The organism is Collinsella sp. LCP21S3_A9, assembly GCF_052118785.1.
Lineage (GTDB): Bacteria > Actinomycetota > Coriobacteriia > Coriobacteriales > Coriobacteriaceae > Collinsella.
The window spans coordinates 33,720-49,162 of record NZ_JBQKGN010000007.1 but is presented as its reverse complement, the minus strand read 5'-3'; the positions used below and the strand labels follow the sequence as shown (position 1 = coordinate 49,162).

13 protein-coding genes are annotated in these 15,443 nt (G+C 59.8%); 9 read left to right on the top strand and 4 right to left on the bottom strand.

The window, feature by feature from the left end:
- Positions 1-169: 169 nt before the first annotated feature.
- From pgi to ACTQ05_RS04350, 4 genes are all read left to right on the top strand, one after another.
- Positions 170-1,864 (top strand): glucose-6-phosphate isomerase, encoded by a 1,695-nt coding sequence (gene pgi / locus ACTQ05_RS04365; RefSeq protein ID WP_117817172.1) that lies wholly within the window; start codon positions 170-172, stop codon positions 1,862-1,864.
- A gap of 282 nt (positions 1,865-2,146) precedes the next feature.
- Positions 2,147-2,821 (top strand): deoxyribose-phosphate aldolase, encoded by a 675-nt coding sequence (gene deoC / locus ACTQ05_RS04360; RefSeq protein ID WP_441015806.1) that lies wholly within the window; start codon positions 2,147-2,149, stop codon positions 2,819-2,821.
- 149 nt (positions 2,822-2,970) lie between these two features.
- The gene (locus tag ACTQ05_RS04355) at positions 2,971-3,813 is read left to right on the top strand and encodes a Cof-type HAD-IIB family hydrolase (protein WP_441536801.1); all 843 of its coding nucleotides are present in this window, start codon (positions 2,971-2,973) and stop codon (positions 3,811-3,813) included.
- Positions 3,814-3,877: 64 nt separating this feature from the next.
- Entirely contained in the window at positions 3,878-4,537 is a 660-nt protein-coding gene (locus ACTQ05_RS04350) for an HAD family hydrolase (protein WP_370450635.1), read from the top strand.
- A 60-nt stretch (positions 4,538-4,597) separates the two neighbouring features.
- Here the strand turns inward: ACTQ05_RS04350 and ACTQ05_RS04345 are convergent, their stop codons facing one another.
- Both ACTQ05_RS04345 and ACTQ05_RS04340 read right to left on the bottom strand, forming a co-directional pair.
- Positions 4,598-5,380, bottom strand: coding sequence for a TatD family hydrolase (locus tag ACTQ05_RS04345; protein ID WP_441536803.1), 783 nt, complete (start codon positions 5,378-5,380; stop codon positions 4,598-4,600).
- A 14-nt stretch (positions 5,381-5,394) separates the two neighbouring features.
- Entirely contained in the window at positions 5,395-6,192 is a 798-nt protein-coding gene (locus ACTQ05_RS04340) for a tRNA threonylcarbamoyladenosine dehydratase (protein WP_441538098.1), read from the bottom strand.
- A 296-nt stretch (positions 6,193-6,488) separates the two neighbouring features.
- On the opposite strand from ACTQ05_RS04340, the gene ACTQ05_RS04335 reads away from it, so the two are divergent.
- The 3 genes from ACTQ05_RS04335 (at position 6,489) to ettA (ending at position 9,325) form a co-directional block, all read left to right on the top strand.
- Positions 6,489-6,767, top strand: a complete 279-nt coding sequence (locus ACTQ05_RS04335; RefSeq protein ID WP_154517353.1) for an autorepressor SdpR family transcription factor — start codon at positions 6,489-6,491, stop codon at positions 6,765-6,767.
- Complete coding sequence (locus tag ACTQ05_RS04330; protein WP_427718513.1) at positions 6,760-7,461, top strand: SdpI family protein; 702 nt, start codon at positions 6,760-6,762, stop codon at positions 7,459-7,461. The genes ACTQ05_RS04335 and ACTQ05_RS04330 overlap by 8 nt, the downstream gene beginning before the upstream one ends.
- Positions 7,462-7,645: 184 nt before the next feature.
- Positions 7,646-9,325, top strand: coding sequence for an energy-dependent translational throttle protein EttA (ettA, locus tag ACTQ05_RS04325; protein ID WP_055251458.1), 1,680 nt, complete (start codon positions 7,646-7,648; stop codon positions 9,323-9,325).
- A gap of 59 nt (positions 9,326-9,384) precedes the next feature.
- Here the strand turns inward: ettA and ACTQ05_RS04320 are convergent, their stop codons facing one another.
- Positions 9,385-10,692 (bottom strand): hypothetical protein, encoded by a 1,308-nt coding sequence (locus ACTQ05_RS04320; RefSeq protein ID WP_441538096.1) that lies wholly within the window; start codon positions 10,690-10,692, stop codon positions 9,385-9,387.
- A 138-nt stretch (positions 10,693-10,830) separates the two neighbouring features.
- A complete protein-coding gene (locus ACTQ05_RS04315) occupies positions 10,831-11,793 on the bottom strand; it encodes a hypothetical protein (protein ID WP_441040975.1) in 963 nt (320 codons plus the stop codon).
- Positions 11,794-11,996: 203 nt separating this feature from the next.
- Here ACTQ05_RS04315 and ACTQ05_RS04310 point away from each other — a divergent pair, with 203 nt between their 5' ends.
- Together ACTQ05_RS04310 and ACTQ05_RS04305 are read left to right on the top strand one after the other, a co-directional pair.
- Positions 11,997-13,976 carry an NAD(+) synthase gene (locus tag ACTQ05_RS04310; RefSeq protein WP_441538094.1) on the top strand — a complete coding sequence of 660 codons (1,980 nt, stop codon included), beginning with the start codon at positions 11,997-11,999 and terminating at the stop codon, positions 13,974-13,976.
- Between the two features lie 118 nt (positions 13,977-14,094).
- Positions 14,095-15,258: a pyridoxal phosphate-dependent aminotransferase gene (locus ACTQ05_RS04305; protein ID WP_441015783.1), complete on the top strand. Its 1,164-nt coding sequence runs from the start codon at positions 14,095-14,097 to the stop codon at positions 15,256-15,258.
- Positions 15,259-15,443 lie beyond the last annotated feature (185 nt).

Below are 15,443 nucleotides of genomic sequence, written 5' to 3'. Positions count from 1 at the left end.
GTAGGTAAAGCGTTTGACCTGCCAAAATAAACCTGTCCCTTTTTGGTCGGTCGCCGTTTGGGGGCGGATTGGCAACGCTGGCTGATTACGGTCTTGACCTGCGCTAGAATAGGGGCATCTGATTATCCGGGCGCATGGAGGTTTGCGCCCGTATGTTGAGGAGGACTTTATGGCAACTGTTGCCGCACCTATCGACGCTACGTCGACCGCCGCTTGGAAGGCGCTCGAGGCTCATCAGGAGAAGCTCGAGGCCGAAGGTATCGACCTCAAGGCCTGGTTCGCTGCCGATGCAGAGCGCGTGAACAAGCTGAGCTTTGACGCCGGTGACCTGCACTTCGACCTGTCCAAGAACCTGGTGACCGATGAGACCGTCAAGCTGCTGTGCGATCTTGCCCGCGAGGTGAAGCTCGAGGAGCGCCGCGACGCCATGTTCTCCGGCGAGCACATCAACACCACCGAGGACCGCGCCGTCCTGCACACCGCGCTTCGCCGTCCGGCAAGCGAGAAGGGCCAGCTCATCGTCGACGGCCAGGACGTCGTCGCCGACGTGCACGAGGTCCTCGACCGCATGTACGCCTTTGCCGAGCGCGTGCGCTCCGGTGAGTGGAAGGGCGTTACCGGCAAGAAGATCGAGCATCTGGTGTCCATCGGCATCGGTGGCTCCGATCTGGGCCCGGTCATGGCTTACGAGGCCCTGCGTCCCTACGCCGACGCCGGTATCGACTGCCGCTATATCTCCAACATCGACCCCAACGACCAGGCCGAGAAGCTCAAGGGCCTGGATCCCGAGACCACGCTCGTGATTATCGTCTCCAAGACCTTCACCACGCTCGAGACCCTCACCAACGCTCGCGAGGTCAAGACCTGGATGCTCGAGCAGCTCAAGGCTCAGGGTGCCATCGACGGCTCCGATGAGCAGAACGCCGAGGCCGTGGCCAAGCACTTCGTTGCCGTTTCCACCGCACTCGACAAGGTTGAGGCCTTCGGTATCGACCCCGCCAACGCCTTCGGCTTCTGGAACTGGGTCGGCGGCCGCTACTCCGTCGACTCCGCCGTGGGCCTGTCGCTGATCGTCGTGCTCGGTCCCGAGCGCTTCCAGCAGTTCCTCGAGGGTTTCCACGCCATCGACGAGTACTTCTGCAATACCCCGCTCGAGAACAACGCTGTCGCGCTAATGGGCCTGCTCAACGTCTGGTACGTCAACTTCTTCGGCTCTAAGAGCCACGCCGTGCTGCCGTACTGCCAGTACCTGCACCGCTTCCCGGCCTATCTGCAGCAGCTCACCATGGAGTCCAACGGTAAGCATGTCCGCTGGGACGGCAGCGCCGTGACCTCCGACACCGGTGAGATTTTCTGGGGCGAGCCCGGCACCAACGGTCAGCACGCCTTCTACCAGCTGCTGCACCAGGGCACCGTGGTGGTCCCGGCCGATTTCATCGCCTTTGCCAATACCGCCAACCCCGCAACCGACAGCGGCCAGGATGTTCACGAGCTGTTCCTGGGCAACTTCCTGGCCCAGACCAAGGCGCTCGCTTTTGGTAAGACGGCCGATGAGGTGCGCGCCGAAGGCACGCCCGAGCAGATCGTCCCGGCCCGCTGCTTTGAGGGCAACCGTCCGACGACCTCGATCTTCGGCGATACGTTGACCCCGTTCGCACTCGGCGAGCTCATCGCCCTGTACGAGCACATCACGTTTGTCGAGGGCACGGTCTGGGGCATCGACTCCTACGACCAGTGGGGCGTCGAGCTGGGCAAGCAGCTTGCCAAGCAGATTACCCCGGCCTTCCACGACGACGCCGCCAAGGCCGAGCAGGACGCTTCGACCCAGGCGCTCATCGAGTTCTACCGCGCTCACCGTAAGTAGTCTTTACGGCCGAGTTGGCTTATGAATGAAAGGGGCCCGTATCCGTTGGGATGCGGGCCCCTTTGCTATTTGAGTGGGCATGAGGGCGTATTGAGGGGGGGGATGTCTTGCAGTCGGCATCCGCGTGCGGTGCCATTCGCTGTCCGTAAATATACGTCTACAGCTAATTTCATACCACTTGCCGGAATGAGGGCGCTGCCCTTGCATGTCGGGTGTAGATTGAACGTGGTTTTTCGCGTGAAACCACGAATCGGTTGTCAGCCCTGAACAAGGAGGCCCAGCATGACGCTTGCCAAACCCATCAATAAATACATCGACTATATCGATGCCCCCGAGGACACGTTTGAGCAGTATGTCGAGAAGGCGCTAAAGTACAACTTTCGCTGCGTATTTGCGAACCTGCAGGAGTACGAGACGGGCCGCGCCATGCTCGAGGGCTCTGACATCATCCTTGCCGGCGCTATCGACTTTCCCCAGGGCACTATGACGCTTGAGGAGAAGCTTGCGAGGTTTGAGGAATACGCTGCGTGTGGCTTTACCGAGATTGACTACGTTTTGAATCAGGGGTCGATCGAGAACCGCGATTTTGATGCCATCGAGCGCGAGATGACTGCCGTTGCTGATTTTTGTCGCGCGCATGGCATCACTGACAAGGTAATCGTTGAGATGTGCAAGCTGGACGGCGACGACGCCGCCAAGCGCCGTGTATGCGAGATCGCGCTGGAGGCCAAGCCGGGATTCCTTAAGACATCGACCGGCAGAAGCTTTGGCGGTGCTAAGCTCGAGGACGTGCGGCTGATGCACGAGGTGCTCGGCGATGCCGTGGCAATCAAGGCGGCGGGCGGTATCCATAATTACGAAGAGGCTTGCGCATTCATCGAGGCCGGCGCCAGCGCGTTGGGTGCATCGGCGGGCATCGCGATCGTCGAGGGCGCACCGACGGATGAGCGTCGCTAGCAGACGTATTTGACCTGAGCGATAAAGCTTCACGACCACACGCCGTTCATGTTCGGGACAATATGACTTTTTACCCGTCGCAGACAGAGCCGCAGTAGGTGTTCTGTATGATGACTCAGGCAAGGTTGTTCAATGACAGGGAGGCTTATATGGCAATCAAAGCCATCGCAATGGATATCGACGGTACGCTCACCAACGACCAAAAGGTCATCAGCCCGCGTACGCGCGAGAAGCTGCTCGCGGCGCAGGAGTCGGGCATTAAGCTCATTTTGGCTTCGGGCCGTCCCGCATGGGGGCTGCACGCCTTGGCGCAGGAGCTCGACCTTCATAACCATGACGGTCTGCTGGTGGCCTTTAATGGCGCGCATGTGGTCGACGCTCAGACCGATGAGGTCCTTTTTGACCAGGCCATGCCGGCTGACGAACTGCACCGTCTGATTGATCATCTGCGTAATTTTGACGTGATCCCTATGATTTCGCTTGGTCGCGATCTGCACGTCGAGGACTCGTACCGCTGCATGATTACGCTGCCGGATGGCTCGCAGAAGAATATCGTCAAGTATGAGCGCGACGCGTGCGATCTTAAGATTCGCGAGGTGGAGAGCCTGCATGAGGTCGTGGACACTTATCCCGTGGACAAGCTGCTCACTGCGGGCGACCCGGCCTATCTGCAAGCGCATCACGAGGAGATGTATGCGCCCTTTACTCAGAAGCTTTCGGGTATGTTTACGGCCGACTGGTACTTTGAGTTTACGGCTCCCGGTATCGACAAGGCCCGCGCGCTCGAGGGTGCCCTGCCCAAGCTCGGCATCGATGCCAGCGAGGTCGTCTCGTTTGGCGACGGCCAGAACGACAAGTCCATGATTGAGTGGGCCGGCACCGGTGTTGCCATGGGCAACGCGGTTGACGAGGTTAAGGCCGTGGCCCAGATGGTGACTGCCAATAACAACGAAGACGGCATTGCGGTGGCGCTGGATAAGCTGCTGGGTTAGAATCGCCGATTAATGCATGGTTCGGGCGCCTGCTTACAGGCGCCCTTTTGTTAGGGAGGGTGCCGTGTCCGCATTTCCGTTCGACGCCGTTATCTTTGACATGGACGGCGTCATTGTCGATACCGAGTATTACTACCTGAGCGAGACTGCCGCGTTTGCCAAGGAGCTTGGGCTTAACCTGACTCAAGAGGAGTTGAACGGGCAGATCGGTACCTCACATCAGTTCTTCCTGCATATGCTGGTCGATTGGTTTGAGCGCGCCGGTAAGGGGCATTTCACTGGCGAGGAAGCGTTGGCCCGTTGGGACGAGTGGGCGCATAAGCGTCCGCGCGACTATCAGGCTTTGATTAACCCAGGCGCCGTGGATACGATTCGAGAGCTGCCGCGCCGCGGCGTTCGCGTGGCGCTTGCCAGCTCGTCTCCCATGGATAGCATCGAGGAAGTGCTCAATGCGTGCGGGCTGTCGGATGCCTTTGAGTATGTGGTGAGCGGCGAGCAGTTTAAGGAGAGCAAGCCCGAGCCCGACATCTACCTGCATGCGCTGGACCTGCTGGGACTTCCCGCGAATCGCTGCTGCTGCGTTGAGGATTCGGTGCCTGGTATCACTGCCGGCAAGCGAGCCGGCCTGACGGTCATTGCCAAGCGCGAGGAACGCTTCGGCTTTAGCCAAGATGCCGCGGACAAGATTATCGACCAGCTGCCGGAGCTGCTGGAGCTTGCGTAGGACTTGGACGGCACGTCTACCGTCATAATGGTATCGTTGTCGTCTTTTTGCCCAGAGGGGTTAGCGAAGGCCAAAAATAGAGTGTGCATTTGTTAAAACTGCCGATTCGATACGCTTTGCGTCACAATTTTTGAGCGAGGCGATGCGCATCGAGGTCCTTGTGAGCGATTTGATGAGCGACTGCGCGCTTGTTTCTGTGTTTGCCTCCGCTGGTGCATCGGTCTCGAGTAGTAAACGATCGAGTGGAATCTGTCGTGCGTATTCGCGTCCTCGTTTAGACGCGAGCATGCGTTCGTTGACAGAAAAATAGCAGCCCACATTACGCGCGCGGGTGAGTTCGTCCGAAGTACCGCTAAACCAGTGGAAGATGATAGCGGGGGAGTCGGGGTTTGGGATGAGTAGACCATGCGATTCGAGTACGTCCAGTACGGTTCCTGCCGAACGAACGGCGTGAATCGATATTACGCGCCCGGCAAGAGGACACTGCACGAGCGCATCGCAGAGCCGGTCAAGTGCCTGCATTTGAAGCGGTTCGCTTCCGGCAAAGCGCGCGGAAAAGTCGAGTCCGACTTCGCCGATATAGCGCTCTTGGGCAGCAACTTTGCAAAGCAGATTGATTTCGGCAGGACCGCAGCGGCCGTCGGCGAGCCACCAGGGATGGAGGCCAACGCCCGCGATAATGTTTGGGTAACGGCTGGCCCGCTTTTTTGCTGCCGCGAAGTCGCGCGGGTCGACCCCGCAATCAAAGACCCCCAGTCCTATAGCCGCAGTTTCGTCGGCAACAGCATTCGGGTAAGCCATCAAATCAAGATGGCAGTGTGCATCAAATAACCGGGGCTCCATCTCGGCGCACTCCGCTAGTTCAGGCGCTGGCCATCGGCGCGCACGCGCTCGGTGCCGCGCCCACTGATCTGGCGGATAACCTCGCCGGCAATCATCTGACCCATGATGGGCGGCATAAAGCTGGCGGTTCCGAGCTCGGTACGCTCGTGGATGTTGGAAGGGTCGCGGGGCTGTGTCTTAACCGATTCCTCGCAGCTAAACAATACATGTAGGCTCTTGATTCCGCGCTTCTTACATTCTTTGCGCATAATGCGGCTCATGGGGTCACGTACCGTATCGAAGATGTCGGCAAAGTGGAGGCACTCGGGATGGAGCTTGTTGGCCCCGCCCATGGAGCTAACCAAACGAATGTCGTGGTCCTGAGCATATTTGGCAATGGTGAGCTTGGCCGAGATGGTGTCGATGGCGTCGACGACGTAGTCGAGCTTGCCGTCCGTCTGCTCAAAAACGCTCGCAAAGAACTCGTCGATGTTGTCGCTCAACAGGTATTCGGTGCGCTTGATAACGGTGGCGGCGGGATTAATATCGCGAATCATGGCTTCCATCACGTCTACCTTGCGCTTGCCGACGGTGCTTTGGAAGGCGATGGCCTGACGATTGATATTGCTGGGTGCGATGATGTCCTTGTCCAGAATGACGAAATGACCGATGCCGCCGCGGGCGAGTGCCTCGCAGCAATTGGAGCCCACACCTCCGCAGCCGAGCACCAGCACCGTAGCATCGGCGAGCTTATCGAGTGCCTCGCGGCCCATGATGATCTCGAGCTTGGTGTCGCGTGTCTCGATGGCGGCTGCGGCAACGGTTTCGGTCATAAATATCCTCCGATGGGGAAGCGAATCGTGTTTTAGCTATCGCCATTATAGGTATTATCACGATTCCATTTGAACCCTTGGGGTTTGTTGAAATGGGATCGGGATTCGCATAAGATTGAAGCAGATGGCGCCCGTTGCCGCGGGTTAGCCAACTCCGAAACACGTTTATGGCGTGAGAAGTGGCCGTCTTCGCATTACGCGGGGCGGCTATTTTGAGTACAAGATTAGATAGTTAGACAAATATCTAAATATCGAGTATAGTGTGCGCGTCGAACGAAATGATGAGAGGAGGTCCTATGCCGGGAGAGGGTTTTAAAGCGCTGGCCGATCCTACGCGGCGGCGCATTTTGGAACTACTACGCGAGGGCGACCGCACGGCTGGGGAGCTTGCCGAGCATTTTGACATCAGCAAGCCGTCGTTGAGCCATCATTTGGCGACGCTCAAAAACGCCGGGTTGGTGACCGATGAACGTCATGGCCAAAACATCGTTTACAGCTTAAACACCACCGTCATGCAGGACTTGATCGGTTGGTTTATGGGCTTTACAAACACTGAAGGTGATAAGGATGAATAACGAAAACAAGGGCATTCACGCCACGGGGGTATCGCCACGCGTGTGGATCGCGCTGGTCGCTCTGTGCGTCGCCAATATCGTAGCGCACCTTATGGTGATGCCGAGCTTGCCTGCGCAGATTCCCACGCACTGGGGCGCGAACGGCGTTGACGGTTGGGGTCCCAGCTGGATGGCCTCCGCGCACGGCGTGCTGCCCCTGGTGCTTCTCGCAATGTTCTACGTGGTGCCGCGCATCGATCCCAAAGGTGAGGCATATCGAACCTCGGGCAAGTTCTATCAGGGCTTCGTAATCGCCTTCACCCTGTTCATTTGTGGTATAAGCTGGCTGGGAGAGCTTACGGTCTGGGGCGTGGTGCCGGCGGTCGGTTCGGTCAACGTGCTGATTTCCGGTGCTGTCGGTTTGCTGTTCATTGGCGTAGGCAACTACTTGCCGCGTGTGAAGCAGAACTATACGCTCGGTATCAAGACGCCCTGGGCGCTTGCCGATCCCGAGAACTGGCGCCGTACGCAGCGTTTTGGCGGTGCCTGCTTTATGGTGCTGGGTGTTGGTCTGATTGTGATGGGCGTTGCGGGTAGCGTGCTTTCGAGTGAAGTTGTCGCCGCGGTGATTGCGGTTCTGGCGTTTGGTTCGGTCGGAGTCGTCTACGTCTACTCGTATCTGCTGTGGCGCAAATCGCAGCGAGCCGCTCGTTAAGGTTGCGGAAAACTAGCGTACGCAGTTCATAGTATGTTCCGGGGGACTTTTCCCAGGTAGTATTAGGGGGTATGGGTAACCGTGCCCCTTTTTCGTTACGTTTTAGAGCTGGTTTTCTCATCTCGTTTCCACTAAAGCGAAACAAGAATAGGGAAATAGCAGGTAGAAAGGATAAAACAGGCAAATGGCAGAGTTTATCTACCAGATGTATCAGGCTCGCAAGGCTCATGGCGACAAGGTGATCCTTGACGACGTGACCCTGAGCTTCTATCCCGGTGCCAAGATCGGCGTCGTGGGCCCTAACGGTATGGGCAAGTCGACCCTGCTCAAGATCATGGCCGGCATCGAGGAAGTCTCCAACGGCGATGCCAGACTTACCCCCGGCTACACCGTGGGTATCCTGCAGCAGGAGCCGCCGCTCGACGACGACAAGACCGTCATCGAGAACGTGCGCATGGCATTTGGCGACATGATTGCCAAGGTCGATCGCTTCAATAAGATCGGCGAGGAGATGTGCGACCCGGACTGCGACATGGATGCCCTCATGGCCGAGATGGGAAAGCTCCAGGACGAGATCGACGCCGCCGACGGCTGGGATATCGATTCCAAGCTCGGCCAGGCTATGGATGCCCTGCAGCTGCCCGATTCCGACATGCCGGTCAATGTGCTTTCCGGCGGCGAGCGCCGTCGCGTGGCCCTGTGCAAGCTGCTGCTCGAGGCTCCCGACCTGCTGCTGCTCGATGAGCCCACCAACCACCTGGACGCCGAGTCGATCCTGTGGCTCGAGCACTTCCTGCACAACTACCAGGGCGCGGTGCTTGCCGTCACACACGATCGCTACTTCCTGGACAACGTTGCCGAGTGGATCTGCGAGGTCGACCGTGGTCACCTCTATCCCTACAAGGGCAACTACTCCACGTATCTGGAGACCAAGGCCGCGCGTATCGAGGCTCAGGGCAACCGCGACGCCAAGCTCGCCAAGCGCATGGAGGCCGAGCTCGAGTGGGTGCGCAGCTCGCCCAAGGCCCGCCAGGCCAAGAACAAGGCCCGTCTGGCCCGCTATGAGGAGATGGAGGCCGAGGCCCGCGCAAGCCAGAAGCTCGACTGGACCGACATCCGCATCCCTGTGGGCCCGCGTTTGGGCAACAAGGTGCTCGAGGCCCATCACCTGCACAAGGAGTTCGACGGTCGCGTGCTCATCGACGACCTATCGTTCACCCTGCCGCGCAACGGCATCGTGGGCGTCATCGGCCCCAACGGTGTGGGCAAGACCACGCTGTTCAAGACCATCGTGGGCCTGGAGCCGCTGACTTCGGGCGAGCTCGAGGTGGGCGAGACCGTCAAGATCTCCTATGTCGATCAGAACCGCTCCGGCATCGACCCCGATAAGAACCTGTGGGAGGTCGTCTCGGACGGCCTGGACCACATGATGGTCGGCGAGACCGAGGTCCCCAGCCGCGCATACGTGGCGAGCTTTGGCTTTAAGGGCCAGGACCAACAGAAGCGCGCTGGCGTACTTTCCGGTGGCGAGCGCAACCGTCTGAACCTGGCGCTCACGCTCAAGCAGGGCGGCAACCTGCTGCTCCTCGACGAGCCCACGAACGACCTCGACGTCGAGACGCTGTCCTCGCTCGAAGCGGCGCTGCTCGAGTTCCCGGGCTGCTCGGTGGTCATTAGCCACGACCGTATGTTCCTGGACCGCGTCGCCACGCACATTCTGGCGTGGGAGGGCACCGACGAGAATCCGGGCAACTGGTATTGGTTCGAGGGCAACTTCGAGGCCTATCAGGCCAACCGTATCGAGCGCCTGGGCGAGGACGCAGCCCAGCCGCATCGTATTCACCGCAAGCTGACGCGTGATTAGTCGAGCTCAGGTAACCTAACGAGAAAGGGACGATAACCTTGAGGGTTATCGTCCCTTTTTTACTTGGTAGAAGGCTCGACCTTATCGATAGCCCAGGTGGCGCCGAGGCCGCCGGTGGTGTTGCGGCGGATGCGCACGGTGACTTCGTGGCGCTCGTCGGCCTGCGTGTAGCGCAAGGGGAAGCTTGCGCGGTTTCGCGCGGCCTCGATGGTACCGCGCTCGCGGGCGATCCAGTAGTACTCGCCGACGATGCCGAGGGTGTCGGCGCCGTAGGGGAGATAGGTCGACAGCTGGTGTAGCAATGGGCCGGGGCAGAAGACCTCGGTTGTGAAATCGACGGGGAAGTCCTCGGGGATGGTCGGTGCTGCGGGCGTGGGGGTTGGGGCCGCTGCGGGTACCGAAGCCGGTGCCGGTGCGGGAATTTGGTCGCAAGCAGAGGTGGGTACGGACTCGATGACGGGTGCGGACTCCGGCGTCGCTCCCGGCTTGATCGTGGAATCTGCGGGCTTTACGGTGACTGGCGCGTCTGCAGTTGCGGTTTCAACCTCAACCTGCACCGCGCTCTCATTCTCGACGCTCGGCTTTGCCTCGGCTGGCGTGGAGGCCATGGTGGTGATGCCGGCGTTTGCGTTCTCGGGGTCATAGACGACCGTGAGCGAGATGGCGGGCTGCGGCGTCTCGGGCTCTGGCGTCGACTCGGTAGCGTCTTGATCGTCGGGCTCGTCGGACTGATCGTCCTCGGCCTCGTCGCCAAAAACATCGCTGTTTTGGAACGCAGACGCCTCGGGTTGGTTGGCGGCTTCTTCGGTTGTCGACTTGGGAGCCTCGTCGAGCTCCGCAGTGGCTTCCTGCTCTGATATGACCTCGGGATCGGTCGTGGCGGCGATTTCGGTTTCGGCTCCTGCTGTTACCTCAATAGCGACTTCGATCTCTGTCTCGGGCTCGGGTTCCGGCGCGGCTTCAACCATGGCTTCTGGCTCGGGATGCTTAACGTGCTTGGGACGCACGGCCTTGAGGTCCTTCTCGCCGCGCTTTTTCTTTTTGTAGGACTGCTTGGCGCCCTTGGCAGCCTTGGGCTTGTCCTCGCCTTTGGCAAGGGCGGCATCCCATGCCTCGTTGGCGATGACGGTGGCATACAGACGGCCGCCCTTAAAGACGGTCAGCTTAATGCAGTCGTCGAGCTCCTCGAGCAGCTCTCGCGTGGACTCGAAGCCCAGGTCATAAGCGGCCATGTCACCAGCGGCGAGCGCCTCTTCGACCTGCGTCATAAACGTTTGCTTGCCGCACCCAATCGCATCGCGCAGCAGGCGATACAGATAGATGTGGTTGCCCAGCGATAGTGCGGGCTTAACTATTGTCTTGCTCATGGCAAATCTCCTCTATACACACCAAAGCATCTTACCATCGCATGGGGCTTGCTACCTCGGCGCCCAAGGCAAACGGGCGCGACCGTTGCCGGTTCGCGCCCGTTATGCAGGTCGGTTATCTGTGAGAGGCAAACGTGCTTAGTTGCCCGATGCCGTGCCTTGGCTCGAGCTGTCAGATGGCGTGCCGGACGCGGATCCGCTCGAACTGTTCGAACTGTTCGAGCTGTTGGTGTTGCTGTTGTCGGTGGAGCTTGTGCCCGATGTATTGCCGTTTGCCTGGTCGCTCGTGCTCGGTTGAGAGCCGTCGGTCGTTTGGCTTGAGTCAGTCGTGCCGGATTGCGTACCGCTGTTGTTCACAGAGGAATCGGCGCCCTGCGACTGATCGAGGGTGTTCGAGGACGAATCGGTGGATGCGGAGGCGTCCTGCGAGTCGTCCTGCTGGCTTTGCGATTGATCTGAGCCATCCGCATCGTGCTCGGTTGTGCGCGACGAAAGGATTGACTCGGGACGCTCGCCCAGACCTTCACCGGCGGTGGTGATAAGGATGGCGCCAGCGCAGGCGATGACCGCGACGATGGCGATGGCGATCGAGAAGACGATGACCTTCTTTTGCGTCTGGCTGCGCTCTGCCGCCGCCTTGGCACGCAGACTGTTGGGGGCGACGCGCGCCGTGGTCGCGCGCCCCGCAACCTGGCACATCTCCTGCGTAGTCGCGGCGCCCCCCAGGTGCTCCTCGGCATTAAACTCAACGGGCTCATAGGCGCCGGCAGGGTAGTCGACGGCGGCGTGCGTACCTTTGAGGGCGTTGGCGCTGGCAGAGATAAAGTGGCGGTAGACCTGCGAGGACACAACGGTGATGACCGAGCTCACGGCGGCACCGATCACCGATCCGGCGATGCCGATCTTGGAAGCAAGTGCGACGCTCGTGGCGGCAGCTGCGGCGCCGGCGATGATTTGGGGAATGGAAATGTCGTCGAACAGGCCCTTTTTGGGCGCGATGGCCATGGTCTGTCCGATGGAATGGTTTTCGTGAACGCCGTTGTTGAGTGCGGCCGGTGTCATGACGCGCGTGCGCGGCGCGTCGGTGTACTTGGTTGTCATACGGGGCCCTCCCGGTGTAAATCTGCTTCGTTTCGTGTAGCCATCAGGGTACCCACCAGATGTGAATCGTACGTGACATTTAACAGATACCATCAACTCATCAATAGCTCACCAAATTGGTGGGATGCGGTTACACCCGGCGGTTGAACTACAATAGGGCTTGCTAATTGTTGTGAATGGCGTCTACGCACGGGAGCATTCTTATGAATCTTCACCTTTCTCAGTCTGATGGCTTTTTGCGTGTGGCGGCGGCCTCGCCGCGGATTCGCGTGGCCGATGTCGAGGGCAATGCCGAGGTTGCGCTGGCGGCTGTTCGCGAGGCGGTCGAGCGCGGTGTCCGTGCTCTGGTGCTGCCCGAGCTTAATCTGACTGGCTATACCGCGGCTGATCTGTTCCATAACCGCACATTACTGCATACCTGCGAGACCGCACTGGCACATATTCTCGATGAAACCCGCGAGCTGCCGATTGTCTTTACCATCGGTCTTCCCGTTGCGGTGGCCGAGAATATCTACAACTGTGCCGCCGTGTGCTGCGCGGGCGAGCTTTTGGGCCTCACGGCCAAGAAGTATCTGCCCAACTATGGCGAGTTCTATGAGCGCCGTTGGTTTGCTCCGGCGCCCGCCGATCCCGTGTGGGTTGAGTTTGCCGGTCAGGGTCCGGTTCCGCTGGGTTCGGGGCTTGTCTACCGCTGCTGTGATGAGGGCGCCGAGGATTTGGTACTCGGTATTGAGGTCTGCGAGGACCTGTGGGTGCCGGCGCCCCCTTCGACCGAGATGGCGCTTGCCGGTGCGACGGTGATCCTCAATCCGTCGGCCTCGGACGAGATTATCGGTAAGGCAGATTACCGCCGCAGCCTTATCTCTAACCAAAGCGCGCGCCTGTACTGCGCCTATGCCTACGCGGACGCGAGCGAGGGCGAGTCCACGACCGACATGGTCTTTGCAGGCGAGAACCTCGTCTACGAAAACGGTTCGAAGCTCGCCGCCACGAAGCTCCTCACCTGCGATATGGCGGTGGCCGACGTTGACCTCGACCGTCTGGTTGCCGAGCGTCGTCGTTCGACCACGTGGACGCGCGCAGACGATGCGCCGGAGGCCACGACCGTTGAGTTTTCGTTTGAGGGCGTGCTGGCCGAAGAACCTGTCCTGCGCGATGCGCTCGACATTGACCGTGTCTTCCCCCGCGCGCCCTTTGTGCCGGCCGACCATGGTGACCTGGCCGGGCGCTGCGAGACGATCCTCAATCTGCAGACTGCCGGCCTCAAGACTCGCCTTGCCCATACGGGTACCAAGGCTGCAGTCATCGGTCTTTCGGGCGGCCTGGATTCCACGCTGGCACTGCTTGTGACCGTGCGTGCCTTCGATGCACTGGGACTGCCGCGCACGGGTATCACAGCCGTGTCCATGCCCGGCTTTGGCACGACGCGTCGCACCAAGTCCAATGCCGAGTCGCTCGCTCGCGACCTGGGCGTGAGCTTCCGCGAGGTTTCGATCCACACGGCCGTGGAGCAGCACTTCAAGGACATTGAGCACGATCCGGCCGTCCAAGACGTGACCTACGAGAACAGCCAGGCCCGCGAGCGTACGCAGATTCTGATGGATCTGGCCAACCAGGCTGGCGGTTTTGTTATCGGCACGGGCGACCTGTCGGAGCTGGCGCTTGGCTGGGCTACCTATAACGGCGACCACATGAGCATGTACGCCGTCAACGCGAGCGTGCCCAAGACGCTTGTGCGCCATCTGGTACGTTATGCCGCTGATGTCTTTGGTGGGCGTATTGCCGAGGTCTTGCTCGATATCCTCGATACGCCGGTGTCCCCCGAGCTTCTGCCGCCCACGGGCGACGGTGAGATTGCGCAGAAGACCGAGGATTTGGTGGGCCCGTACGAGCTGCACGATTACTTCCTCTATTACCTGCTGCGTTTTGGCTTTGAGCCGGGCAAGATCTACCGTATGGCGCTCAAGAGCTTTGAGGGTGTCTATGACGCCAAGACCGTCCACACGTGGTTGCGTACGTTCTATCGTCGCTTCTTTGCCCAGCAGTTTAAGCGCAGCTGTCTGCCCGATGGTCCCAAGGTGGGCTCGGTGACGCTCAGCCCGCGCGGCGATTGGCGTATGCCGAGTGACGCCAGCTCGCGTCTGTGGCTTGCGCGGATCGACGCGCTCAATCCAATTGACTAAGGTTGGCTAAATTGAACCAATACGGGGGTTGCAAGCGTTACACTTTTGCAATCTGATGGCCCGTATCGCGCGGCGCTCTTGTCGGAGCGCCGCATTTTTTATATCGAAAGGTGGCACCATGCAGGCATCGCAGCGTCTCGACCGCTTTGGCGCGGAGGTCTTCGCCTCGCTCAACAACAAACTTCTTGCGCTGAAGGCTCAGGGCAAGACCATTTACAACATGAGCGTGGGCACGCCCGACTTTAAGCCGTACGACCACGTGGTCGAGGCGCTCACGCAGGCTGCCCAAAATCCCGAGATGTGGAAGTATTCCCTGCGCGACCTGCCCGAGCTTAAGCAGGCCGTGTGCGATTACTATGAGCGTCGCTTTGGCGTTTCGGGCATTACGCCGTCCATGGTGCAGTCGTGCAATGGCACGCAGGAGGGCGTGGGTCATTTGGGCCTGGCCCTGCTCGATCCGGGTGACACCATTCTGGTTCCCGATCCGTGCTATCCGGTCTTTGAGGCGGGCGCCAAGATCGCCGATGCCAAGCTCGAGTACTATCCGCTGGTGGCGGAGCACAATTACCTGCCCTATGTGGCGGGCATCGATCCCGAGGTGGCCGATCGTGCCAAGTACATGATCGTGTCGTTGCCCGCCAACCCGGTGGGCTCGGTGGGCACGCCCGAGGTCTACGAGGAGATTATCGCCTTCGCCCGCGAGCACGACTTGCTGATCGTCCATGACAACGCGTACTCCGACATCGTGTTTGACGGCGAGCCCGGCGGCAGTTTCTTGCAGTATCCCGGCGCGCTCGAGGTGGGCGTGGAATTCTTCTCGCTTTCCAAGTCGTTTAACGTCACCGGTGCGCGCATCGGCTTTTTGGTCGGCCGTGAGGATGTGGTCTCTGCCTTTGCCAAGCTGCGCAGCCAGATTGACTTTGGCATGTTCTTCCCGATTCAGAAGGCCGCCATCGCCTGCCTCAATGGTCCGCGCGATGAGGTCGAGGCGCAACGTCTGAAGTACCAGGAGCGCCGCGATGCCCTGTGCGACGGTCTTGAGGGCCTGGGCTGGGAGCGTCCCAACGCGCATGGCTCTATGTTTGTGTGGGCCAAGCTTCCCGGTGGTCGCACCGATTCCATGGCGTTTTGCGAGGAGCTTATGGAGAAGGCCGGCGTTGTGGTGACGCCGGGCGCGAGCTTTGGCCCTTCGGGCGAGGGGCACGTGCGCATGGCGCTGGTCCTGCCGCCCGATCAGATCGCTTTGGCTGTCGAGGCCATCCGCGAGGCGGGCCTGTATTAGAAGACTATTTGGGCTCGTCAATAGCTCGAAACCGATTTCGTGCAGTTATTTTACGAATCCTGCAAACAATTTCGGTAAACGGTCGATTTTTGGCTGCGTATAGGAGCATAATCAAAGTCCCGATTGGATGTATTGGGATTACGGCAAGCCGCTCGGGTCGTTCCCGGGCGGCTTGTTTGTGGAGA